Annotated in this window: 20 protein-coding genes and 1 tRNA gene; 16 read left to right on the forward strand and 5 right to left on the reverse strand. The window is 66.1% G+C overall.

The window, feature by feature from the left end; genetic code table 11:
- Positions 1–41: 41 nt before the first annotated feature.
- The 3 genes from NNJEOMEG_RS06715 to NNJEOMEG_RS06725 form a co-directional block, all read right to left on the reverse strand.
- The gene (locus tag NNJEOMEG_RS06715; RefSeq protein WP_173082624.1) at positions 42–1,802 is read right to left on the reverse strand and encodes a PAS domain-containing sensor histidine kinase; all 1,761 of its coding nucleotides are present in this window, start codon (positions 1,800–1,802) and stop codon (positions 42–44) included.
- Complete coding sequence (locus NNJEOMEG_RS06720; protein ID WP_173082626.1) at positions 1,799–4,837, reverse strand: chemotaxis protein CheB; 3,039 nt, start codon at positions 4,835–4,837, stop codon at positions 1,799–1,801. The genes NNJEOMEG_RS06715 and NNJEOMEG_RS06720 overlap by 4 nt, the downstream gene beginning before the upstream one ends.
- Positions 4,838–5,121: 284 nt before the next feature.
- Positions 5,122–5,198, reverse strand: a tRNA-Arg gene (locus tag NNJEOMEG_RS06725).
- 135 nt (positions 5,199–5,333) lie between these two features.
- Between NNJEOMEG_RS06725 and NNJEOMEG_RS06730 the strand changes: the two genes are divergently transcribed.
- The 9 genes from NNJEOMEG_RS06730 (at position 5,334) to NNJEOMEG_RS06765 (ending at position 14,385) form a co-directional block, all read left to right on the forward strand.
- On the forward strand, positions 5,334–6,116 hold the full coding sequence (locus NNJEOMEG_RS06730; protein ID WP_173082628.1) for a 3',5'-cyclic-nucleotide phosphodiesterase: 783 nt from the start codon (positions 5,334–5,336) through the stop codon (positions 6,114–6,116).
- Positions 6,117–6,218: 102 nt separating this feature from the next.
- A complete protein-coding gene (locus NNJEOMEG_RS06735; RefSeq protein ID WP_173082630.1) occupies positions 6,219–7,436 on the forward strand; it encodes a bifunctional folylpolyglutamate synthase/dihydrofolate synthase in 1,218 nt (405 codons plus the stop codon).
- Between the two features lie 43 nt (positions 7,437–7,479).
- Positions 7,480–8,892: an L-seryl-tRNA(Sec) selenium transferase gene (gene selA, locus NNJEOMEG_RS06740; RefSeq protein WP_173082632.1), complete on the forward strand. Its 1,413-nt coding sequence runs from the start codon at positions 7,480–7,482 to the stop codon at positions 8,890–8,892.
- A gap of 9 nt (positions 8,893–8,901) precedes the next feature.
- Entirely contained in the window at positions 8,902–10,293 is a 1,392-nt protein-coding gene (locus NNJEOMEG_RS06745; protein WP_173082634.1) for an aminopeptidase, read from the forward strand.
- A 289-nt stretch (positions 10,294–10,582) separates the two neighbouring features.
- Positions 10,583–10,708, forward strand: a complete 126-nt coding sequence (locus NNJEOMEG_RS20930) for a hypothetical protein (protein ID WP_268885681.1) — start codon at positions 10,583–10,585, stop codon at positions 10,706–10,708.
- Positions 10,705–11,082 (forward strand): hypothetical protein, encoded by a 378-nt coding sequence (locus NNJEOMEG_RS06750; RefSeq protein WP_173082636.1) that lies wholly within the window; start codon positions 10,705–10,707, stop codon positions 11,080–11,082. The genes NNJEOMEG_RS20930 and NNJEOMEG_RS06750 overlap by 4 nt, the downstream gene beginning before the upstream one ends.
- 46 nt (positions 11,083–11,128) lie before the next feature.
- On the forward strand, positions 11,129–13,036 hold the full coding sequence (selB, locus tag NNJEOMEG_RS06755) for a selenocysteine-specific translation elongation factor (protein ID WP_173082637.1): 1,908 nt from the start codon (positions 11,129–11,131) through the stop codon (positions 13,034–13,036).
- Between the two features lie 95 nt (positions 13,037–13,131).
- Positions 13,132–13,638: a hypothetical protein gene (locus tag NNJEOMEG_RS06760; protein WP_173082638.1), complete on the forward strand. Its 507-nt coding sequence runs from the start codon at positions 13,132–13,134 to the stop codon at positions 13,636–13,638.
- Between the two features lie 228 nt (positions 13,639–13,866).
- Positions 13,867–14,385, forward strand: coding sequence for a hypothetical protein (locus NNJEOMEG_RS06765; protein ID WP_173082639.1), 519 nt, complete (start codon positions 13,867–13,869; stop codon positions 14,383–14,385).
- Between the two features lie 452 nt (positions 14,386–14,837).
- On the opposite strand, the gene NNJEOMEG_RS06770 is transcribed toward NNJEOMEG_RS06765, so the two are convergent.
- Positions 14,838–15,158: a hypothetical protein gene (locus NNJEOMEG_RS06770; protein ID WP_173082640.1), complete on the reverse strand. Its 321-nt coding sequence runs from the start codon at positions 15,156–15,158 to the stop codon at positions 14,838–14,840.
- A 299-nt stretch (positions 15,159–15,457) separates the two neighbouring features.
- Here NNJEOMEG_RS06770 and NNJEOMEG_RS06775 point away from each other — a divergent pair, with 299 nt between their 5' ends.
- The 3 genes from NNJEOMEG_RS06775 (at position 15,458) to NNJEOMEG_RS06785 (ending at position 17,991) form a co-directional block, all read left to right on the forward strand.
- Positions 15,458–15,787 (forward strand): hypothetical protein, encoded by a 330-nt coding sequence (locus NNJEOMEG_RS06775; RefSeq protein ID WP_173082641.1) that lies wholly within the window; start codon positions 15,458–15,460, stop codon positions 15,785–15,787.
- Between the two features lie 139 nt (positions 15,788–15,926).
- On the forward strand, positions 15,927–16,406 hold the full coding sequence (locus tag NNJEOMEG_RS06780; protein ID WP_173082642.1) for a cytochrome c3 family protein: 480 nt from the start codon (positions 15,927–15,929) through the stop codon (positions 16,404–16,406).
- On the forward strand, positions 16,399–17,991 hold the full coding sequence (locus NNJEOMEG_RS06785) for an ammonia-forming cytochrome c nitrite reductase subunit c552 (RefSeq protein ID WP_173082644.1): 1,593 nt from the start codon (positions 16,399–16,401) through the stop codon (positions 17,989–17,991). Before NNJEOMEG_RS06780 ends, NNJEOMEG_RS06785 begins: the two co-directional genes overlap by 8 nt.
- Positions 17,992–18,455: 464 nt before the next feature.
- On the opposite strand, the gene NNJEOMEG_RS06790 is transcribed toward NNJEOMEG_RS06785, so the two are convergent.
- Positions 18,456–18,596 carry a hypothetical protein gene (locus tag NNJEOMEG_RS06790; protein ID WP_173082646.1) on the reverse strand — a complete coding sequence of 47 codons (141 nt, stop codon included), beginning with the start codon at positions 18,594–18,596 and terminating at the stop codon, positions 18,456–18,458.
- A gap of 117 nt (positions 18,597–18,713) precedes the next feature.
- Between NNJEOMEG_RS06790 and cbiR the strand changes: the two genes are divergently transcribed.
- From cbiR to NNJEOMEG_RS06810, 4 genes are read left to right on the forward strand one after another with little or no spacing between them, the layout of a single operon-like run.
- Positions 18,714–19,451: a cobamide remodeling phosphodiesterase CbiR gene (gene cbiR / locus NNJEOMEG_RS06795; protein WP_173082648.1), complete on the forward strand. Its 738-nt coding sequence runs from the start codon at positions 18,714–18,716 to the stop codon at positions 19,449–19,451.
- Positions 19,448–19,954, forward strand: coding sequence for a bifunctional adenosylcobinamide kinase/adenosylcobinamide-phosphate guanylyltransferase (locus tag NNJEOMEG_RS06800; protein ID WP_173082650.1), 507 nt, complete (start codon positions 19,448–19,450; stop codon positions 19,952–19,954). The genes cbiR and NNJEOMEG_RS06800 overlap by 4 nt, the downstream gene beginning before the upstream one ends.
- A 10-nt stretch (positions 19,955–19,964) precedes the next feature.
- On the forward strand, positions 19,965–21,014 hold the full coding sequence (locus NNJEOMEG_RS06805) for a DHH family phosphoesterase (RefSeq protein ID WP_173082652.1): 1,050 nt from the start codon (positions 19,965–19,967) through the stop codon (positions 21,012–21,014).
- Positions 21,011–22,024: an HD-GYP domain-containing protein gene (locus NNJEOMEG_RS06810; RefSeq protein ID WP_173082654.1), complete on the forward strand. Its 1,014-nt coding sequence runs from the start codon at positions 21,011–21,013 to the stop codon at positions 22,022–22,024. The genes NNJEOMEG_RS06805 and NNJEOMEG_RS06810 overlap by 4 nt, the downstream gene beginning before the upstream one ends.
- Positions 22,025–22,132: the final 108 nt, after the last annotated feature.

Here is a 22,132-nt window from a genome sequence, read left to right on the forward strand (position 1 = left end):
TGCAGTGCCAAGATCTGCCGGGAAGGCCCGGCGGGGAGTGATTATGATTCTGCATGCGTTTCTGCCGCCGCCGTCCAGGCATCCGTCTGATCCGGCGAAAACGGGATGCGCATGATGAAGCGTGTTCCAATTCCGGGTTGCGACTGCACATCGAAGCTGCCGCCGTGCTTGGTGACGATGATGAAATACGAAACCGCGAGCCCCAGTCCGGTGCCTTCCCCGACACCCTTGGTGGTGAAGAAGGGCTCGAAGGCCCTTTTGCGCACGGCGTCGGTCATGCCGATGCCGTTGTCTTCTACCTCGATGCGCAGGAGGCCGCCGTCGAGGGCGGTCCGCAGCGTGATGGTCGGCTTGCTCGTGATCGCGTCCTGATTCACGAGGGCCTGAGCCGCGTTCTTGAGCAGGTTCAGGGCGACTTGCTCTATCTCGGCGCAGGTGCAGTACACCTCCGGGAGGTCCTGAGCGTATTCGCGAACGATGGTGATGGTTTTGAAGTCGTATTTTTTCTTCAGGTCATAGTCGAAGCGTGACAACTCCACGGCCTTGTCCAGCAAGGCGTTTATGTCCGCAGCCTGCTGCGGTACGTCGCCCTTGCGGCAGAACTCCAGCATGTTGGAGACGATCTGGGCGGCTCTCGCGCCAGACTGGTTGATGGCCTCCATGAACTCGGGAATCTGTCGTTTATTCAAGTAGGCCTGGATGCTGTCCATGGAGCATCCGCTCGCTTCGGCAGCGATCCTGTTGGCCGGGACATCCGGCTGGAGGTGGGAGATAACCACCTGCGCGCTCTGGAGAATGCCGCTCAGGGGGTTGTTGATCTCATGGGCCATGCCTGCGGCGAGGCCGCCCACGGACATCATCTTCTCGGACTGCACCATCATCTCATCGATTTGAACCCGCCGGGTTACGTCGTCCACTCGGACCACCGCCCCCACAATGTCCTCAGTGACCAGGGGGTAGATCATCACGTCCTGGTAACTCCTGACGCCGTTGCGGATGAACACCTCGCGTTTCGTGTTCTGGGGGGTCCTGTCCCGCAATGCGGCCCTGATGGTGTCCATCTGGGGGAGCAGCCTGGGGAACGCGTCCTCCAGAGGGCGGCCAAGGGCCAACCGTGCGGGTGTGCCGGTTGCTTCTTCCGCAGCCCTGTTCCAGTGCGTCACCACGCACTGGAGATCGATCCCGATCATGGCTGATGGCATGGAATTCAGGATGTTGGCGAGGTATTCCTGCGCCTTGACCGTCTCCTGCTCCGCCTGTTTGCGCGCGGAGATGTCGCTCACCATGGTAAGGTGCACGAATTCCCCGTCTGCCTCCTGGGCGGATTTCGTTTCGATCTGCGCCCAGAATGAAATCCCTTCCTGGTTCACCAGCCGCAGTTCGCATCCGCGCTGGGTGCACGAGTGCGGCTCGCCTGATGCGACGAGATGCTTGCGGTGCCTGTAATAATGATCCTGGTCTTCTTTGAAGATGAACCGGCTGATCGGCTGGTTGACAAGCAGGCTGCGGTGCACCCCCAGCATGGAGGCGACGGTGGTGTTGGCTTCGAGGATCAGGCCCTGTTCGTTGAGCGTGACATAGCCGATGGGGGCCATGTCGTAGAGGTCGAAATAGCGGGCGCGCACGGCTTCCAGGTCTTCCTGGGACTGGCGCAACGCTTCGTTCTGCATTTCAAGTTCTATCTGATGCACGAGAAGCTCATGGAGCTTCTCCTGCATCTCTTCGGGAGACAGCTTCGGTCCCCTCGGGGCTTTGCCCGCCCGGGCAAGCTCTTCGGCTCGTTGGCGCAGTGAGGCGTTCATGGGTCACCTCGTACAAGGCCGGCCCGCTCGGTGGTCGCAATGGCGTAGATTCGCCCGGCATTGTCGAGCATTGCCGTAGCGGTCAGCCATACGTCGATAAACTGTCCGTCCTTGTTCTTTCGTTTGGTGGCGTAGGGAGCCTGGGCTTCGTTCTTGACTACCTTCAGGAGATTGTCCAACTCCTGGTCGCGCAACTCGGGGGGGAGCATGTCACGGATGTTCATGGAAAGTGCCTCGGCCTCGCTCCAGCCGAAGAGCTTCTGCGCCGAAACATTCCAGGCCTTGATGCGCCCGTCCAAGTCGATCATGAGGATGGCGTCCTGGGCATCGCGGACAACGATGGCCAGCCGGAGCTGCTCGTTGGCCATTTTCAGCATCTCCTGCGCCTGTTTCGTTTCAGTGATGTCGAAAAAAGTGATCACCGCCCCCTCGATCACGTTGTCCAGAGTGCGATAGGGACGGATGCGCATGGTGTACCACTTGCCTTCCGTCGTCTCCACTTCGATCGCTCTCGGGGTCAGGGTGTCCAGAACCGCCTGAGCGTCTGCGGCCAGGCTGTCGTAGCCGATCAGGTTGGACACGATGTGGCGCACGGGCCGCCCCACGTCCGAGAGGATCATGTTTATGATCTGGGTGGCCGCAGGGGTGAACCGGAGGATGCGCAACTGATGATCCACGAAGACGGTGGCGATGCCCGTGCCTGCCAGCAGGTTGTTCATGTCATTGTTGGCCTGCGACAGATCCGCAACTTTTGTCTGCAATTCCGCGTTGACCGTTGCGAGCTCCTCGTTGACTGATTGCAGCTCTTCTTTGGATGTCTCCAGCTCCTCGTTGGATGATTGCAGCTCCTCGTTGATGGACTGCATCTCTTCGTTGGAGGACTTGAGCTCCTCGTTGGATGTCTCCAGCTCCTCATTGGTGGTCTGGAGATACTCCTCCTTGGCCCGGAGTTCCTGCTTGAGTGCCGTAATGCGCGCATCGACGTTCGCATCCGTGCCGCCTTCAACCCAGACAGGTTCCAGGATGGCTCCCGGCGCACCTGTGGTGTCCGCACCTGGGATTTCCTCCAGGATGACCAGGAACAAGGTGTCCTCGGGGGCCGAGGCGAGCTGCGTCGGTACCGGGCTGACGACGAGGTTGGCCAAGGTGTAGTGGCCGTTGGTTTTGATTCGCAGACCCTCGCAGCGGACGGCCGCCTTGGTCACCGAGGCTTTGTGCAGGGCCGTGGTCAGGTCGCGCCGCAAGCCTTCCCTGGCCATCTTCAGGATGTTGTTGACGCCTGCTTCGCCTGGAGCAGGCTCCAGGTACATGCCTGTGCGGCCGTGAAGATACAATATGGCTCCCTGTGCGTTCACCAGTACGCCTACCAGCGGGACATGGGTGAGGAGCGCCTGTTCGGTCAGTTCGCGCAGCGGCAGCTTCCCTGCTGCGGGCGTCTTGCCGACAGCTTGATTGGCTTTGCCCTCCAACGACGGGAACGGAAGATAGTAGCCCGGAACCGTCCGTCGAGCGCCGTGGATGTCGTCCTTGCGCTGGTACAGCTTCAGCTTGCGCTCCAACGTGGAGAACAAGTCCCCGAATTCCCCCACGGTCTCCGAAGTGCCCAGGAAGATGAAACCACCCGGGTTCAGCGCGTAATGGAAGATGGGGATGAGCCTCTTCTGCAGCTCCCCTCCCATGTAGATCATGAGGTTGCGGCAGCTGATGAGGTCGAGCTTGGAGAAGGGCGGGTCGCGGATCAGATCGTGCTCGGAAAACACAAGCATGTCCCGGATGCCTTTGTGGATACGGTACATTCTGCCGTCGGACTCGGCCACGAAAAAGCGCCCAAGCCGCTCTGGCGAGATGTCGGCGGCGATGCTGGCCGGATACAGCCCGGTGCGGGCCGTGGCGATGGCCATGCTGTCGATGTCCGTGGCGAAAATCTGTACGTTGAAGCTCTGCTTCAGCATCTCCAGGCGCTCCTGCAGGAGGATGGCCAGGGAATAGGCTTCCTCCCCGGTGGAGCATCCCGTCGACCAGATGCGGATGCTGGCCCCGGTCTGTTTGCCTGCGAAAAGCTTGGGGATGATGTGCTCCTCAAGGGCCTTGAAGGCCTCCGGGTCGCGGAAGAAACTGGTCACTCCGATGAGCAGATCCTTGAAGAGCGCTTCCACTTCAAGTGGATTATGCTGGAGGTATTTGACGTAATCGTTCAGCGTTTCAATCTGGTGGACAGCCATGCGCCGATCAATGCGGCGATGGATGGTGCTTGGCTTGTACATGGAAAAGTCGTGGCCTGTCTGGACCCGCAACAGAACGAAGATCTTCTTGATCGCGCTCTCTGCCTTGTGGAGCGGGGCGGCTCCGGGCCGTGGTGGCTTGCCGAAGGCATGGGCCACATAGGAAATTATCTGGGCGGGCATCTCGGCTGGCGGCAGTTCGAAATCCACCAAGCCCGTGGCGATGGCGTTGCGCGGCATGCCGTCGTATTCCGTGGACTCCGGATTCTGGGCCATGACCATTCCGCCCTCACCCTTGATGGCGCGCACCCCCTGTGTGCCGTCGCTGCCCGTGCCGGAGAGCACCACGCCGATGGCCCGTTCGTGCTGGTCCTGGGCCAGGGAGCGGAAGAAGAAGTCGATGGGCAGACGCTGCCCGCGAGGGGCTGCGGGAGCCAGCAACTGGAGCGTTCCGTTCAGGAAGGCCATGTCGTGATTGGGCGGGATGATGTAGGTGCAGTTGGGCCTGACCTCCATCCCGTCCTCGACCTCGAAGACCTGCATGCGTGTGTAACGCCGGACGAGGTCCGTGAGGATGCTGTTGTGGTCCGGGGCCAGGTGCTGCACCAGGACGAAGGCCATGCCGGGGTCGGCGTCTGCGGGCATGCCGGAAAAAAACGCCTCGAAGGCTGCCAGCCCCCCGGCGGAGGCTCCGATGCCGACTATCGGGAATGATGACTTGGGTTTGGCCACCAACGCAGTATCATGCGAATCTGCGAGAACGACATTTTCTTTGCTTGTAGTTTGAATTTTCTGATCCCGTCTCTTACTCATGAATATATCTCCAAATCAGATTCATGTATTGATGATTGCACACGAAGTCGGCGTGCTGCCTAGGAATTGTAATTATTTTATATTCTCACGCCTGTCGGGGTTTTACAACATAAAAATTGCGAGATGTCGCGAGCACAGAGGTAGCCCCTGACCTGCTCCGCGCGTCTGCCAAATGTTATCCAGAATTTCCTCGTATTTTCGGATGGTTGGCCACAATGTTATCCAGCCCGGTTATCCAACAAGAAAAAGGGGCCAGGCCCACAGACCTAACCCCTTGAATTTACTGGCGCGCCAGGGAGGACTCGAACCCCCGGCCGGCTGCTTAGAAGGCAGCTGCTCTATCCACCTGAGCTACTGGCGCGCGACCCGACTTTCTAATCCCATGGCACGCCCGCGGTCAAGCCGCACGGCCAGCGCGGACGCTTCGGCGCGGACGCCCTTGACAGACGCCCCGCCTAACGGCCAGAGGAAGCAAGGCGATCAACCAGGAGGGATCATGAAGCTGTGCGTGCTCGGCTGCTCAGGCTCGGACCTGCCAGGACACCACCTCACGTCCTTTCTCGTCGACGGACGCATCCTTCTGGACGCGGGCTCCGTCACCTCCAGCCTGTCCCTGGACGAACAGGCCGCCATCACCGACATCTTCGTCAGCCACGCCCATCTGGACCACATCAAGGACATCCTCTTCCTGGCCGACAACCTCATCGAATTCTTCGGCCACCACACAAGGCCGCCCGTGAACATCCGGGGGCTCCCCGAGGTGCTCGACGCCATCGCCACGCACCTGCTCAACGACACCATCTGGCCGGACTTCACCGTCATCCCGGCCAACTCCCCGGTGCTCACCTACCAGCCCATGCCCGCGGCCTCCCACGTGAGCGTGGGCGGGCTCACCATCGCCAACCACCCCGTGAACCACGCCAAGCACGCCAGCGGCTTCGTGCTCTGGGGGCCGGGCGAGAAGGAAATCCTGGCCTACACCGGCGACACCGGACCCTGCGACGCCTGGTGGCACTGGCTCTCCAACTTCCACCGCCCCGTGCGCAACGTCATCACCGAGGCCAGCTTCCCCAACCACCTGGAAGAGCTGGCCAACATCTCCAAGCACCTCACCCCGAGGCTCCTGCGCCGCGAGTTGGAAAAGCTTCCCTACAAGCCAAGGGTCTACATCTACCACATGAAGTCCCCCTTCTCGGAGCAGATCCAGGCCGAACTGCTCGAATCCCTGGACGGCTTCTCCTACCACCTCATGCGCGAGGAAGAGACCTTCGAATTCTAGACCGCCGCCCGCCGCGCGGCACGGAGCCCGCCCCTGACCTCCCCACGCTTCCGCGACTTCCAGGGCTTCCAGGACCACCTGGACGCACTGGGCCTCTTCCACATGGACATGGGCCTGCACCGCGTACGCGCCGCCCTGGACGCGCTGGGACTGCTCAACCCGCCCTGCGCCGCCGCCAAGGTGCTGGGCACCAACGGCAAGGGCTCCACCTCCACCTTCCTGGCCGCGAGCCTCACGGCCTCGGGCGCACGCACGGGGCTCTACACCTCGCCCCACTTCCTCTCGCCCCGCGAGCGCATCCTGGTCGACGCCGCCCCCCTGCCGGACCAGGCCTGGATCGACGCCGCCCACGCCGTGCTGGAGGTCTCCGCCGACAGGGGCGACGCCTTCCGGCTCACCTACTTCGAACTGCTCACGGTGATGGCCGCCTGGCTCTTCCGCGAGGCCGGGTGCCGCGCCGCCGTCTTCGAGGCGGGCCTGGGGGGCGCCCACGACGCCACCACCGCCCTCCCCGCGCACCTGAGCGTCTACACCCCCATTGGCATGGATCACGCCGCCGTGCTGGGCCCCTCCGTGGAGTCCATCGCCTCGGACAAGGCCGGGGCCATGCGCCCGGGAGTCCCCGTGGTCTGCGGCATCCAGCCCCCCGAGGCCCTGGCCGTGCTCGCCTCGGCCGCCGCCCGCGCGGGCGCGCCGTTCCACCACGCGGCCCATGTCGCCGCCCTTCACGGCGCGAGCTGGCCCTCGCGACCGGCCATGCCCGGCCCCCACCAGCAGGACAACTGGCTCCTCGCCCTGGCCGCCCGGCAACTCCTGGCCGAGGCCGCGCCGGGTCTGGTCCCCGTTGCCGACCCCGAGGCACTGGAGCAGGCCGCGCGCCAGGCCTTCATCCCCGGACGCTTCCAGCGCGTCCCGGCCGAGCCGCCCCTGCCCGCGCTCATCCTGGACGGCGCGCACAACGCCCCGGGCCTGGAGTGCCTGGCCCGCGCCCTGGCCTACGCGGGCGTGGTCCCCTCCGCCATGGTCTTCTCCTGCCTGGCCGACAAGGACCTGGAGACCATGCTCCCCCTGGCCCGGGCGCTCACGCCCGGGGCGATCCTCGTGCCCGGTTTCGAGGCCTGCGGACGCGCCCCGGACCCGGAAGCCCTGGCCCGCGTCCTGGGACCGCGCGCCCGCCCCGTGCGCGACGCCGCCCAGGCCCTGGAGCTGCTGCACGGCCAGGAGGGGACCGTGCTCGTGTGCGGCTCGCTCTACCTGCTGGCCGAGGTCTTCCGCTGCCAACCCGCGTGGATGGCCGCTCCGCATTGCCTTCGGCCGTGATGTGGGCTAGTTCCGGGCATCCCGACGCAAGGAAGAAGCCAGCGTGAGCGCACTCTACCGTCTTCTGCCCTCCATGGACCGGGTGCTCGCGCACCTGGAGGCCCTGCCCGAGCCCCTCGACGCCCCCCGCGCCCTGGTGCGCGAGGCCGTCCAGGCCTTCCTGGACGCCACGCGCGAGGAAATCCGCCAGGGCCTGATCGAACGCGAGGACGCCCTCGCCTGGGAGACGCTCTCCCGGCGCATCGAGTGCTTCGCGCGCTCTTTCGTGCGCCCGCGCTTCCGCCGGGTGCTCAACGCCACGGGCGTGGTGGTGCACACCAACCTGGGGCGTTCCGTGCTGGCCGACGCCGCCACCGGGGCCGTGGCCCTGGCCTGCCGCCACTACTCCAACCTGGAGTTCGACCTCTCCACCGGCGGGCGCGGCAGCCGCCACAGCCTGGTGGAAGGCCTGCTCACGCGGCTCACCGGAGCCGAGTCGGCCATGGTGGTGAACAACAACGCCGCCGCCGTGCTCCTGGTGCTGGAGAGCCTCTGCAAGGGCCGGGAGGTGGTGGTTTCGCGCGGGCAGCTGGTGGAGATCGGGGGCTCGTTCCGTGTGCCGGAGGTCATGGCCAAGTCCGGAGCCGTGCTGCGCGAGGTGGGGGCCACCAACCGCACCCACCTGCGCGACTACGAAGCCGCCATCACGCCGGAGACCGCGGCGCTCCTGCGCGTGCACACCTCCAATTTCCGCATCATCGGCTTCACCAAGGAGGTCTCCCTGGAGGAGCTGGCCGCCCTGGGCGCGCGCCACGGCCTGCCCGTCATCGAGGACCTGGGCAGCGGCACCCTGGACGACTTCGGATCGGCGGGCCTGCACGGCGAGCCCACCGTGGCCCAGGTGGTGGCCGCCGGTGCCGACGTGGTCACCTTCTCGGGCGACAAGGTGCTCGGCGGCCCCCAGGCCGGGATCATCGTGGGCCGCAAGCGGTATCTGGACGTGCTGCGCCGCAACCAGCTTGGCCGGGCGCTGCGCATCGACAAGATGACCCTGGCCGCCCTGGAGGCCACCCTGCGCCTCTACCTGGACCCCGAACGCGCCCGCCGCGAAATACCCACCCTGGCCATGATCCGCGCCACGCCCCAGGAGCTCAAGGCCAAGGCCCAGGCCCTGGCCCGGGCCGTGCGCCGCCGCGCCGGGGGGCACTTCGAGGCCTGCGTGCGCCCCGGGGCCTCGCGCGTGGGCGGCGGGGCCTTCCCGGAGCGCGACTTGCCTACTTTTCTGGTCTGCTTATCTCCCAAGAACCCGGGCCTCGCCCCGGACACCCTGCGCGCCGCGCTCCTCGACACCGACCCGCCCCTGACGGGCCGCGTGGAGGACGGCGCCTTTTGCATGGACCCGCGCACCCTGCGCCCCGACGAATTCGACCTGGCGGCCCGCGCCCTGGCCCTGGCCGCCGTGCAAGCATCTCTTTAAGGAGCCGTCATGAATCCCCTGGAGCACGAATCCAAGAACTGCTGGGAGGTCTATTCCTCCGAGTCCGACCGCGCCGCCATGGACGCCCTGGCCGGGCGCTACGTGCGCTTCCTCACCGAGTGCAAGACCGAACGCGAGACCATCGCCTACGTGCGCCGCCGCCTCCTGGAGGCCGGGTTCATCGAAAGCCCGGACGGCAGCTTCTCCGGCGAGGCCTGCTTCAAGGTCTCCCACGGCAAGACGGCCTTCATCGCCCGCAAGGGCCGCCGCCCCCTCTCCGAGGGCTTCCGCCTGCTGGGCGCCCACGCCGACACCCCCCGCCTGGACCTCAAGCAGCACCCCCTCTACGAGGACTGCAACGTCTCCCAGGCCAAGACCCATTACTACGGCGGCATCCGCAAATACCAGTGGCTGGCCCGCCCCCTGGCCCTGCACGGCGTGGTGGCCAAGACCGACGGCAGCGTGGTGGAGGTGACCATCGGCGAGAACCCCGAGGACCCGGTGTTCACCATCCCCGACCTCCTGCCGCACCTGGCCTACAAGCAGGTGGAGCAGAAGGTCTCCGACGCCTTCGAGGCCGAGAAGCTGAACATCATCATGGGCCACGCCCCCGCGCCCAAGGACGACGACGCCAAGGAGAACGGGGCCAAGGCCTCGGTGAAGAAGAAGGTGCTGGCCCTGCTCCACGAACGCTACGCCATCACCGAGAGCGACCTCTACTCGGCCGAACTCCAGGCCGTGCCCGCCGGTCCGGCGCGTTTCGTGGGCCTGGACGGCTCGCTCATCGGCGGCTTCGGCCACGACGACCGCCTCTGCGTGTTCGCGGGCCTGGAGGCGCTGCTGGCGGCCGAGGCCCCGGAGCACGCCCAGATCGTGCTCTTCTGGGACAAGGAGGAGATCGGCTCCGAGGGCTCCACCAGCGCGGGCTCCATGTTCTTCGAGTACGCCCTGGAAGACCTCATCGCCGCCTGGGAGCCGGGCGCGCGCCTCTCGCGCGTGATGGAGGCCGGCAAGGCCGTGTCCGCCGACGTGAACGCCGCCCTGGACCCGGACTACCAGGAGGTGCACGAAAAACTCAACGCCTGCCTGCTGGGCCACGGCCCCACGTTCAACAAGTTCACGGGCCATCGCGGCAAGGTGGGGGCATCCGACGCCCACCCCGAGTACGTGGCCTGGATCCGGGGCGTCATGGACGCGGCCGGCGTGCCCTGGCAGATGGCCGAACTGGGCAAGGTGGACCTGGGCGGCGGCGGCACGGTGGCCAAGTTCCTGGCCGCCTACTGCATGGACATCATCGACTTCGGCCCGCCCGTGCTCTCCATGCACAGCCCCTTCGAGCTGTGTTCCAAGGCCGACCTGCACGCCACCATGCTGGCCTACAAGGCGTTCCTGGCGAGTTGAACCCCGGCGGGGTATGCTGTATGATCGAAGCCAGAGAACTCCTCAGGATCGCCAAGGCCCGCATGAAAGACGCCCAGGTGCTTTTGGACGGCGGGCGTTACTCGGGCGCTGCCTACATCTGCGGCTACGCCCTGGAACTGACGCTCAAGCACCGCATCTGCATGACCCTGAAATGGAAAGGCTACCCGGACTCGAACAAGGAGTTCGACCAGTACAAGAGCTTCCGGACTACGATCTTGACGTGCTGCTCCATCTCTCTGGAAAGGAAGAATCCGTCCGGGACGCGTATATGCGCGAATGGTCCCTGGCCAAAAACTGGAGCCCGGATACTCGCTACAGGATCGTCGGGAGCATCAACCGGTCGGATGCCACGGAACGCGTGGCGGCCATCAAGACCCTCATGGAGGTGCTATGAACCTCTTCGCCCAAAAAATCGGCAAGGTCGTCTCGGAGATTCCCAAGGAAAGACACTACGACATGGTCGCCCTGCTGTTGCGCGCGGAATCCGCCGGGCTCTGGGACCTTCTGGTCTACGCGCCGTGGGCAAGCAAGAACATCGTGGGCGGAATAGATCACATGATTGCGAGCCTCTCCAAGCACCTTACCAAGGAAGAGATGCGTAAAATCTCCGGAATCGTTGTCCTGGACAAGAACGACCCCGCCATGAAGAGCCTGCGCGATTGCTCCCGGCCGGACCTGCCGGTGGTGGAACTGCGCGGCTGCGACGTGGCCGGAAACGAAATCCGAGAGGGCTACGTCTTCCACCCCCTCCTGGACGCGGACAGATGACCTTCGCCCCCCCGGCCTCCGGCCGTCGCGCCTCGGGAGCGCTCCCATGGCCCTGATCCTCGGAACCGCCGGGCACATCGACCACGGCAAGACCACCCTGGTCAAAGCCCTCACGGGCACGGACTGCGACCGCCTGGCCGAAGAGAAGAAGCGCGGCATCACCATCGAGCTGGGCTTCGCCTTCCTGGAGCTGCCCGGGGTGCGCCTGGGCGTGGTGGACGTGCCCGGCCACGAGCGCTTCGTCAAAAACATGGTGGCCGGGGCAGCGGGCATCGACTTCGTGGTGCTGGTGATCGCCGCCGACGAGGGCGTCATGCCCCAGACCCGCGAGCACCTGGAAATCTGCACGCTCCTGGGCATCCGCCACGGCGTGGTGGCCCTCACCAAGGTGGACATGGTGGACGAGGACTGGCTGGGCCTCGTCACCGAGGACGTGCGCGCCTTCCTCGCCGGCAGCTTCCTGGCCGAGGCCCCCATGGTGCCCGTGTCTGCCCACACCGGGCAGGGCCTGGACGAACTGCGCGCAGAGCTCGCACGCCTGGCCGCCGAGTTCCCCGGCAAGCGCCGCTCCGACCTGGCCCGCCTGCCCATCGACCGCGTGTTCACCATGAAGGGCCACGGCACGGTGGTCACGGGCACGCTCATCTCCGGCAGGCTCAGGACCGGCGACGACGTGCTGCTTTACCCCTCCATGCGCCCCACCAAGGTGCGCTCGCTCCAGGTGCACGGCCTGCCCGCCGAGGAGGGCCAGGCCGGACAACGCACCGCCGTGAACGTCATGGGCCTGGAGGTGGACGACGTGGAACGCGGCGAGGTGCTGGCCCACCCTGGCACACTCTTCCCCTCCCTGGCCTGGAACCTGGAGGTCACCTGCCTGGCCTCGTCTCCCAGGGCGCTCAAGCACAGGGGCGAGGTGCACTTCCACCACGGCACGCGCGAGGTGATGGCCCGCCTCTATTTCCTGGACCGCGACAAGCTCGAGCCCGGACAGACCGCCCTGTGCCAGGCGCGCTTCGAGTCGCCCCTGGCGGGCGTGAGCGGCGACCGCTGCGTCATGCGCTCGTTCTCTCCGCTGCGCACCGTGGCGGGCGCCACCATCCTCTCGCCCCTGGGCGGGCGCATCAAGCGAAACGGCCCCGAACTGGCCGACCTTGCCGCCCTGCCCGAGGCCTCCGCCGAGGAACTCACGCGGCTTCACCTGAAGCTGCGCGGCCGCGAAGGCGCGAGCTTCCCAGCGCTCATGACCCTCACCGGCCTGGAGAGCCGCGAGTTGGAGCGCGTGCTCCAGGCCTTCTCCGGCAAGGGCCAGGCCTGCCTCTACGACCGCGAGGCCCGCATGTGGCTCTCCGGCGAGGTGCTGGAGTCTTTGGCCGCCGGGCTTCTGGAGCACGTGGCCGCCTACCACCGCCGCGAGCCCCTCAAGCAGGGCGTCTCGCGCGGCGAGCTGGCTTCGGCCTGGGGGCGCGAGCTGCCCCCCAAGCTGGTGCACTTCCTGGTGGAGCGCCTGCTCAAGGCGGGCAAGCTCAGCCAGGACCAGGAGTCCCTGCGCCTGCCCGGCCACTCCGTGAGCCTGGGCGCGGGCCAGGCCGATCTGCGCGAGCGCCTGCTGGCCCTCTACGAGGCCGGAGGCATCACCCCGCCCAACTACAAGGACGTGCTGGAGACCCTGGGCGCGTCGGCCAAGGAGGCCCTGCCCGTCTACAAGCTCCTGAGCGAGCAGAACCTCGTGCGCCGCATCAACGAGGACCTCTACTTCGCCGTGAGCGCCCTGGACGGCCTCAAGGCCAAGGTGGCCGAGTACTTCGCCACCCACGCCGATCTTGGCCCCCAGGACTTCCGGGAACTCACGGGGCTCACGCGCAAGTTCGCCATTCCGCTGCTCGAATTCCTGGACAAGGAGAAGGTTACCGTGCGCGTGGGCGACAAGCGCCTGCCGCGCGTGCGCCAGGGGTGAGCCCGACGCGACCCCGCCGGGGCTTGCTTTTTTCCCCCAGGCGGCTACACCCTCACAGGCCCCGACGGGGCAACACCAGAGAAGGAGTCCACACGATGGCCCGCAAAGCCGCGCTCACCGCGCTCACCCTGATCCTTGCCCTCGCCCTGGCCGTTCCGGCCCTCGCCCAGAAAAAGGACAAGACCCCCGCCCCCCTGGACGGCGCTCCCTCGGCCAAGGCCGCCGGGGCGAACCTCAAGGTCACGGACTTCGGCGCGCGCTGGACCGCCATGACCGACCGCGAACGCAACCACTTCATCGAGGGCATGGTCACCTCCATCCGCTTCCTGTGCACCAACACGATCTACGGCGCCGACCCCAAGCAGATGGACATGAAGGACGCCGAGAAGCGCGTGGTCGAATGCATCGCCTCGAACTTCCCCTACATGCCCCACGACATCAAGGCCGCCATGACGGCCATCTACCAGGACAAGGCGAACAACTCCCTGCCCTACGACATCGTCTACGGCTTCGCCCTCTTCAAGGTGAAGGGCGACTCCTACGAAGAAAATCTGGCCAAGGTCCGCCAGCTCTATGACAAGCGCGCCAAGGGCGGCAACTAGACTGCCCGGCGCGGGCCTTTCCAAGGCCGCCCCCCCTGGCGGGGGGCGGCCTTCTCGCGTGCGCGCTCCCGGCAGCGGGGCCGGGGAGCGCGACGCCCAGCCCGGCGCGACCTCGTGCACTCCGGCGCGGCGGCCCCTGGTCCAGAAGCGGGACGGCGCGCGGCGCGGCGTCCCCGGGCGGGCCGTTTGGCGCGGAATCGCCTTGTCCGCCTGCGCGCGGAGGGTCTTGTGAGCGCGCTCAGCCTGCGCGTGGGGCAGTCCCTGGGCATCCGCCCGGAGGTGGAAGGCCCCGCCCCGGTGCTGGCCGGCGGGACCTTCGAGGTGTTCTTCTTCTACGCCGACCTCACCGAAGAAGAGGTCCGGGCCTTCACCTCGGCCCCCCTGGCCTGCGGGGTGTACGTGGAGGACGCCATACCCGTGCTCGTGCTGGACATCGAAGGTTTCGGCGGTCTGGAAGTGGCCTTCAACCTCTTCGCCGAGCCCGAGGAAAAACGCAGAGCCTTCCTGGAAACCGTCCCGGCGCGCCACGAGGCGATCATCGTGCTCTGCGACCACCCCGACCCCGTGGTGCGGGCCGTGCGCCAGGTGCGCGCAGGTCCGATGGCCATCACGGAGATCAAGCGCGCCCTCTTCGACCAGCTGAGCCTCTACCGCGACATGACCCACTGCTTCCAGGCCATGTCGCGCCTCTTCGCCTCGGTGGACCCCGAGGAGATCCGCGGCCGCACCCTCATGCGCCCGGCCTGAGCCAGCGTCCATCCCCCCGCCCGATCCCTCCCGGCCGACCCGCGCGTCCGGCGATCCGCCGTCCTCTTGAGTCTCCGCGAAACGGCTCGCGCCCTTGAGAAGCGCCGCGCAGCCACACGGAAGGGCACCTCCCGGCGACCCGCGCCCGGAGCCCGCCCGCGCCACGGGCCAAGCGCGCCGCAGCCTCATGGAGCGGACGCTTCGCGTGATCAACTAGCCAGGGGAGGATATGACGGACCGGCCCCGGAAGTGAGCCGCCGCACGGAACGACGAGGGCGTCCGGCAGTAAACGCCGACCGCCCGGGGGAATAAAAGGGCCGGGGCGATCCCCCGGCCCCTATGCGGACGAATGCCGCGCCCTCACGAACCGCCCATGCGGTTCGTCACTGCGGACAGCCAGGACCATTCGTTTTGGCGTGGAAAAACAGCGTTTGCCTTCCCACCTCGCGACTCTAGTTGCCGCTGCCGTAGGCCCGCTGCTGCTCGGCCAGGGCCTCGCGCATGGAATCGAGCTCCACCTTGCGCTCCACGGCCTCGTTCAACAGGGCCTCGTGCTTGGCCTTGTACTCGGACGAGGCCTTGTCCATGGGGCCGTTCTCCAGTTCGCGCAGCTTTTTCATCACGCTGGCGTACGCCTGACGCTCCAGGCGGATGATCTTCTCGATCTGTTCCGGAGGCATGGTGGTGTATTCGTGCTTGTCCGCCAGGGCGGGGGCGCTGGACAGGAGGATCGCGGCAAGGGTCGCCGCCAGGAGATATGCTTTGCTGCGCATGGTCGCCTCGCTTCGTTGTGATGGCCCGGAGGTAACAGAAAACCCGCCGCCGGGCCAACCGCTTTTCTCGGCGTTGTGCCAAGGGTATTCACGAAATGCCGTGAAACCGCAAACCGTTGTGGGACGACTCAACCGACAGGGCAGGCCGGGCGCGGGGATCTCCCAGGCACAAGCTTTGCTTTCCGCCAGAAAACATGAGCGATACCCTCCTTTTCGTCCCTCAGTATTGCCACGCCCCCCTCTGGTGGGTATTGTGCAGAAACCATTCACTCGGCCTTGCCGCGCGACATGGAGGAACCATGACCAAGTTTTTGTGTTGCATACTGACCGCCCTGGCGCTGACCGGGGCCTGCCTTGCGCCCGCGTCCGCGCAAGGCAGGCTCACCAGCGCGCAACTGGAGGAGTTGCGCGCCAAGGTGGAATTCCAGCGCGACAGCTACCACCGCTACGATACGGCGGAGCAGGAAGCCATGGCCCAGGGCTCGCCCGAACGGGCCGCGGTGTTCCACCAGGCCAAGCAGAAGGCTTACGACGCTTACGTCGGCCTGAACGCCGAATACCAGAAGGCCCAGATGGAAAGGCGCGAGCAGCAACGCCGCGATGCCGCCCAGAAGCCCCCTGAACGCTGATTCGCTTCGCCATCGCACGGCGCGCCTTCCGGCTTTTTTTTGATCTGGATCACATTTTTCCTCGCGCTTTCTGCTAAATTAGGCATTCACTAGCCACCAACTCCCGGTCGTCCGGGATATGAACGCAGGAGGGATGCCCATGAGCAATGCGCCGCCGAATCGAACGTCTCCCACCAACTGGTTCGCCGTGGCCTCGGTCCTGGCCGTGCTCCTCGTGGCGGGAGCGGCAGGGGCCTGGAGCATGCAGGCCACCGACCAGGCCGCGTTCTGCGCCAGTTGCCACACCATGGACACCTCCTTCTGGACCTTCGGCAAGTCCGGCCACGCCAAGCTGGCCTGCAACGACTGCCACGCCCCCCAGAACCTCGCCGCCAAGATCCCCTTCAAGGCGCAGGCCGGTTCCGCGGACGTCTGGGCCACGGTGAGCAAGAACATCCCGGACGTGATCCACGCCAGCAAGATGCACAAGGACGTGATCCAGGCCAACTGCGTGCGCTGCCACGCCCCCACCATCCAGACCGTGGCCATGGACGCCAAGCCCTACTGCGTGGACTGCCACCGCAGCGTCCCGCACAAGTCCCGCACCCCCATCTCCACAAGGAAGGTCGCCGATGGCTAGGAACAAACTCTTCTTCACCCTGCTCGCGGCCGTGGGCCTCTGCATGTTCCTGGCCGCCTGCGGCCAGCAGACCGAAGGCCCCGTGGCCCCCGTCTACAAAACAGGCCTCAAAAGCGACGAAACCAGCAACAAGGCCTTCGAGAAACAGTTCCCCGCCCAGTGGCTCACCTACCAGCGCAACAACCTGGACAACCTCCAGCAGATGACCGACTACGGCGGCCCCGTGCCCTGGAACAAGAACGACAACGTCAACCCGCCGCCGAAGGGCAACCCCAAGGCCGCGCAGCCCTACCTGAAGAACCTCTGGCTGGGCTACCCCTTCAGCTTCGAATACAAGAAGGCCCGCGGCCACACCTACGCCATCCAGGACATCCTCGACACCGACCGTCTCAACCGCTACTCCGACAAGGCGGGCCTGCCCGCCACCTGCTGGAACTGCAAGACCACAAAGATGTCCACCTGGCACCGCGAATACGGCGACAAGGTGTGGTCCATGGAATTCCACGACTTCCGCACCAAGCAGGACGAGAAGGACAACAGTATCGGCTGCTCTTATTGTCACGACCCCGCCGACATGAAGCTGCGCATCGACTCCGTGCCCCTCAAGGAAGCCCTCCAGAAGGTCGGCTTCGACCTGGCCAAGGCCTCGCGCAACGACATGCGTTCCCTGGTCTGCGCCCAGTGCCACGTGGAATACTACTTCCAGGCCCCCAAGTACGGCCCCGCCGCCAAGCCCGTGTTCCCCTGGACCAACGGCGCCACCCCCGACAAGCCCTTCGGCGGCGTGGACCCTGAAAGCATCTACCAGTACTACAAGGACCACGGCGTCGTGGAGATGAAGACCATGGAAGGCTGGTTCGCCGACTGGGTCCACCCCGTCTCCAAGACCCCCATGCTCAAGGCCCAGCACCCCGAGTTCGAGCACTTCATCAACGGCCCCCACGGCGCCGCCGGTGTGGCCTGCGCCGACTGCCACATGGCCTACACCCGCTCCGTGGACCCGGACAAGAAAAAGACCTCGAACCACCAGTGGACCTCGCCGCTTCTGAACATCGAGGGCACCTGCAAGCAGTGCCACCAGGACAAGACCCCCGAATACCTCAAGGAGCGCGTGCTCTTCACCCAGCGCAAGGTCTACGACCAGCTCCTCAAGGCCCAGGACCTCTCCGTGCGCGCCCACGAGGCCGTTCGCCTGGCCGACGCCTGGAAGGGCGAGAAGAACCCCGACTACGACGCCCTCATGCTCCAGGCCCGCGAGAACGTGCGCCACGGCCAGTGGATGTGGGACTACGTCTCCGCCGAAAACTCCGTGGGCTTCCACAACCCCGTGAAGACCATGGACACCCTGGCCCGCTCCCAGGAGTACAGCGCCGGCGCCGCCCTGCTGGCCATGCAGGCCACCAACTACGGCATCGGCAAGAACCTGGAAGGCGACATCCGCAAGCTCGTGCCCCCCATCCTGGAGTGGAGCCGCGAAATGCAGATGGACCCCGAGAACCTCAAGAAGTACGTCTGGACCACCTACCTGACCCCGCTGCCCAAGTCCGGCAAGGTGTGGGACGGCAACAAGAAGCTGACCCAGTAGGGACTGCGGCCTGAACGCGAACCGGCCCCCCCGCGCGCCGCGCGGGGGGGCCGTCTTCTTTGGCGTGCTCGGAGCCCTATCCGGAATGGAGCCGGTAAACTGGGCGCGGCGAGGCCACGCCTGGACACCCGGACGGCTTCCTGCCATGTTGCCAATCCGTCTGCCGGGTTGCCGGGCCTCGGGATCGTGCGGCCCTGGGAACGCCCCATGAGGAGGCGCGGCCGGGTCCTAAGGCGTCTTGACCTTGGGTTACGCCGGATTGGCCCCCTCCCGGCAAAGGCCCCACCGGCTCCGGGCCGCCGCGAGAGCGGCCCCCGCGCCATCTCGCGCCACGGGCTCAAGGCTGCCCCTGGCGTCGAATCCAGGGTAGAGAGTCAAGAAAAATACCGGCGCGACGGCCGGGCGCGAAGAGTCGGGGGTAAGTCTCCGGCCGGTCCCGGACGGGACGGCCGGAATCGGCTTGGCTAGGGCAGCAGTCGGAAGAAGCGTTCGTAGGCCCGGCACATCTTGTGGGCCACGGGGGCGGAGACGCCGAAGTCCTTGAGGCGGCAGTAGACGTGCAAGGGATTGAAGACGTGCTGGAAAGCGTTTCTGATGCGGGTCACGTTCAGACCTCCGAAAAGACTGACTCGGAATGGACGCGAAACGGTCGCCAATCTGCCATGCAGCGAACGTGGAAGCTCTAGCAGGCACTCCCTGGAAAGGCAAGTGAAGGAAAGCACATGACCCCCTCCCAGCGCCCCCTGGCGGCCACCAGCTGGCTGGCCCCCACCACGCTGCGCCGCAACCTGGAGCGTATCGCCGCCTGGGACCTGCCCATCCACCAGGCCGCCCTGCTCTTCTACCAGCACGCCCCCAGCCTGGCCTACGCCCCCTCGGAGTTCCATGTGCGGGGTCTGGAAACCCATGTCCACCTGCCCACGGACCTCCCCTGGGAACAAGGCCCCGGACCCTGCTGGGATCTCTGCGCGCGCCTCATGGACCTGGCCGCGCCCCTGGCCCCCTGGGCCGGGGTGCTCCACCCGCCGGGCGATCCGGCGCTCCTGGAAGACTTCGCCGCCCGCTGGCGCAAGGCCTCCCCGGGCTGGCGGCTCCTGGTGGAGAACATCCCCTCCGACGGCCTGGAGGCGCACTGGCCCGTCATCGAGGCCCTGGACCTCTCCCTGTGCCTGGACAACGGGCACCTCATGGCCTTCGGGCAGCACCACCTGCTCCAGCGCCCGGGGCTGGCCCGCCGAGTGGAGCTGCTGCACTGCTACGCGCCCGGCCCCGAGGCAGGGCGTCACCGCCATCTGGGCCTGCAACTGCTCACCCCGGAGCAGCGCGCCCTTCTCGGGGAAATCCTGGACCTGCTTGATCCCAACACGACGATTCTCTTCGAGGTTTTCACCGAGGAGGACTTGCGCGCGAGCCTCGAAACGTTCTACGCTCTGGATGCGGAGCGGAGGCCGCGCGGATGATCCTCTTGGTGCTGGGCGGCGAGAAATCGGGCAAATCCGGCCTGGCCTACGAAAGGTTCCGGGAGGCCCCCGGCCCAGGAACCGTGCTGGCAATGGGCCTGGCCCGCGACGAGGCCTTCCGCCGCCAGATCCTGGCTCACCGCCTGGAGCGCGACCCGGCCTTCCCCGTGACCGAACCCGGGGCGGAGTTGCCCTCCGCGCTGGAGGCCCAACGCACCGGGGGACGCAAAGTGCTGGTGGACAGCCTGGACTTCTGGCTCTTCACCTGCATGGAGGACGGGCGCATCCGCACGGGGGAACTCCTGGAGGCCCTGGAAGGCTACCGCGCCCCCGACGCCCCGCTCTGCGCGCTCGTGAGTTGCGAGGTGGGCCTGGGGCCCATCGCGCCCTCCTCCCTGGCCAGGCGTTTCGCCAGGGAACAGGGCGCGCTCAACCAGGCCCTTGCGGCCCTGGCCCAGGAAGCCCTTCTGGTGGTTGCCGGGTTGCCCCTGCGCCTCAAGTAGCGAGGAGAACATGGCCTTTTTCCGGGTGCTCGGCGAAAAGCTCGCCGCCCTCACGAGCCTCATCCATCCCGGCGAACGCTGGCTGATCCTCATCAGCGCCGACCCCGACGCCCTGGGCTGCGCCATGGCCCTGCGCAAGATCATCGCGCGCCACGGCGGACAGGCCGACATCGGACACACCAACGAGATCTCCCGCCCGGACAACCTGGCCATGGTGCGCACCCTGCGCATCCCCCTGATCCGCCTCGCGCCGGACACCATCGCCCGCTACCAGCGCTTCGCCATGGTGGACTCCCAGCCCCACCACAGCACCGACTTCCCCCCCGTGGACCTGGACATCCTCCTGGACCACCACCCCGTGGACCCCGCGCGCCCGCCCCGCGCCCGTTACGTGGAAATCCCCACCGGCTACGGGGCCTGCTCCAGCCTGCTCACCGAATACCTCTACAACCTGGGCGTGAAACCCGGCAAACTCCTGGCCACCGCCCTGCTCTACGGCATCAAGACCGACACCGGCTCCTTCGAGCGCGCCTTCTCCGACGTGGACGTGAAAGCCTTCAGCTGGCTCTCCAAATTCTCCGACAAGCTCCTCCTGCGCCGCATCGTCCATGCCGAGTTCCACCGGAGCTGGCTGGCCTACTTCTCGCGAGCCTTCGAGCGCATGCGCCCCGTGGGCAAGGACGGGCTCCACGCCTATGTGGGCCCCGTGGAAAACCCCGACGTGCTCGTGGTGCTGGCCGACTTCTTCCTGCGCGTGCACGGCCTCTCCTGGATCGCCATCGCCGGGGCCTACGCCTCGCGCCTGGTGGTGGTGATGCGCTCCGACGGCCTGCGCCGCGACATCGGGGCCAAAGCCCGGACCTGGTTCGGAGACTACGGCTGCGCCGGCGGACACATGATGGCCGCCCGCGCCGAAATCGAACTGGACCGACTGGCCGGATTCGACCCCGAAGCCTTCCTCTGGAGCCGGCTCACCGGACGCCCCCTGGAACCGGACCTCCCCCCCGCCGAAGGACAGGCCTGCCCCGTCAACCCGGCCCACCGGCCAGGAAAGCCGTGACCGTCCACCACCCGCCCCAACAGACGACCGCACAAGCAGGCAAGGTCTCCCAGCGCAAGGAAGACTACTTCCCAATCCACCCCAGGACCATCCTGCCGGGCACAGCCGGCCCCTTCGACCTCTACCTCAAACGCGGCGACTGGTTCGTGCTCTACGCCAAAGCGGGCGAACGCTTCACCGTGGAGCCCAAGCTCAAGGAACTCCTGGAAGTCACCGAATTCTTCATACGCGTGGACCAGCGCTTCAGCTACGAATCCTACCTGGCCAAGAACCTGGGCAACATGCTCCTCAACGAGAACCTGCCCCTGGAAGAACGCTCCAAACTTTTCTACCAGATCTCCGCCGGGATGCTCAAACAGAGCTTCCAGAGCAAACTCCCCAGGGGCCTCGACGAAAAAACCTACGCCGCCATGCAGACCCTCGTGAAACGAGGCATCGCCCTGCTCTCCAAAGAAGAATCCCTGCGCAGCCTCTCGGAATTCCTCTCCCACAAATACCACACCTACAGCCACTCGCTGAACACCATGGTGCTCACCATCGCCCTGCTCCAGTCCCTGCCCGGCATGGAACAGAACGTCCTCTTCGAAGCCGGACTCGGCGCGGCACTCCACGACATCGGCAAGACCCAAATCCCCGACGAAGTGATCAACAAGCACGGCCCGCTCAATCAGGCCGAATGGGAACTCATGAAGACACACCCCGTGCGCGCCCTGGGCATCTGCGCCGCCATGCCCATCAGCCACGTGGCCACCAACGCCATCCTCTTCCACCACGAACGCTTCGACGGCGGCGGCTACCCCGGCGGCATCGCGGGCGAATCCATCCCCATCTACGCCCGGGTCCTGGCCCTCTGCGACGTCTACGACGCCCTCACCTCCGAACGCCCCTACGCCAAAGCCCTCACCCCCTACAAAGCCCTGGCTATCATGCAGGATGACATGGTCGGCGCCTTCGACCCCGCACTGTTCAAAAGACTGGTCTACGTGCTGGGCAACGCCCGCATCGTCTAGACGGCGAGTGGGCCAGCAGACGAAAGAATAAAACGGAGGGGACGACTTGGCCGAGGGCAAGAAGCCTCCAGCGGCCAGGGCTTCACCCCGGCACACCAGAGAGGGCGC

Source organism: Fundidesulfovibrio magnetotacticus, from assembly GCF_013019105.1.
GTDB classification, from domain to species: Bacteria; Desulfobacterota; Desulfovibrionia; order Desulfovibrionales; family Desulfovibrionaceae; genus Fundidesulfovibrio; species Fundidesulfovibrio magnetotacticus.

Coding starts and splice junctions, on each gene's coding strand:
- NNJEOMEG_RS06805 (WP_173082652.1), top strand. CDS start 19,965: ATGGCCTTTTTCCGGGTGCTCGGCGAAAAGCTCGCCGCCCTCACGAGC.
- NNJEOMEG_RS06730 (WP_173082628.1), top strand. CDS start 5,334: ATGAAGCTGTGCGTGCTCGGCTGCTCAGGCTCGGACCTGCCAGGACAC.
- NNJEOMEG_RS06750 (WP_173082636.1), top strand. CDS start 10,705: ATGAACCTCTTCGCCCAAAAAATCGGCAAGGTCGTCTCGGAGATTCCC.
- NNJEOMEG_RS06770 (WP_173082640.1), bottom strand. CDS start 15,158: ATGCGCAGCAAAGCATATCTCCTGGCGGCGACCCTTGCCGCGATCCTC.
- NNJEOMEG_RS20930 (WP_268885681.1), top strand. CDS start 10,583: ATGCGCGAATGGTCCCTGGCCAAAAACTGGAGCCCGGATACTCGCTAC.
- NNJEOMEG_RS06735 (WP_173082630.1), top strand. CDS start 6,219: ATGGACATGGGCCTGCACCGCGTACGCGCCGCCCTGGACGCGCTGGGA.
- NNJEOMEG_RS06715 (WP_173082624.1), bottom strand. CDS start 1,802: ATGAACGCCTCACTGCGCCAACGAGCCGAAGAGCTTGCCCGGGCGGGC.
- NNJEOMEG_RS06760 (WP_173082638.1), top strand. CDS start 13,132: ATGGCCCGCAAAGCCGCGCTCACCGCGCTCACCCTGATCCTTGCCCTC.
- NNJEOMEG_RS06785 (WP_173082644.1), top strand. CDS start 16,399: ATGGCTAGGAACAAACTCTTCTTCACCCTGCTCGCGGCCGTGGGCCTC.
- NNJEOMEG_RS06780 (WP_173082642.1), top strand. CDS start 15,927: ATGAGCAATGCGCCGCCGAATCGAACGTCTCCCACCAACTGGTTCGCC.
- selB (WP_173082637.1), top strand. CDS start 11,129: ATGGCCCTGATCCTCGGAACCGCCGGGCACATCGACCACGGCAAGACC.
- NNJEOMEG_RS06775 (WP_173082641.1), top strand. CDS start 15,458: ATGACCAAGTTTTTGTGTTGCATACTGACCGCCCTGGCGCTGACCGGG.
- NNJEOMEG_RS06745 (WP_173082634.1), top strand. CDS start 8,902: ATGAATCCCCTGGAGCACGAATCCAAGAACTGCTGGGAGGTCTATTCC.
- cbiR (WP_173082648.1), top strand. CDS start 18,714: ATGACCCCCTCCCAGCGCCCCCTGGCGGCCACCAGCTGGCTGGCCCCC.
- NNJEOMEG_RS06800 (WP_173082650.1), top strand. CDS start 19,448: ATGATCCTCTTGGTGCTGGGCGGCGAGAAATCGGGCAAATCCGGCCTG.
- NNJEOMEG_RS06720 (WP_173082626.1), bottom strand. CDS start 4,837: ATGAGTAAGAGACGGGATCAGAAAATTCAAACTACAAGCAAAGAAAAT.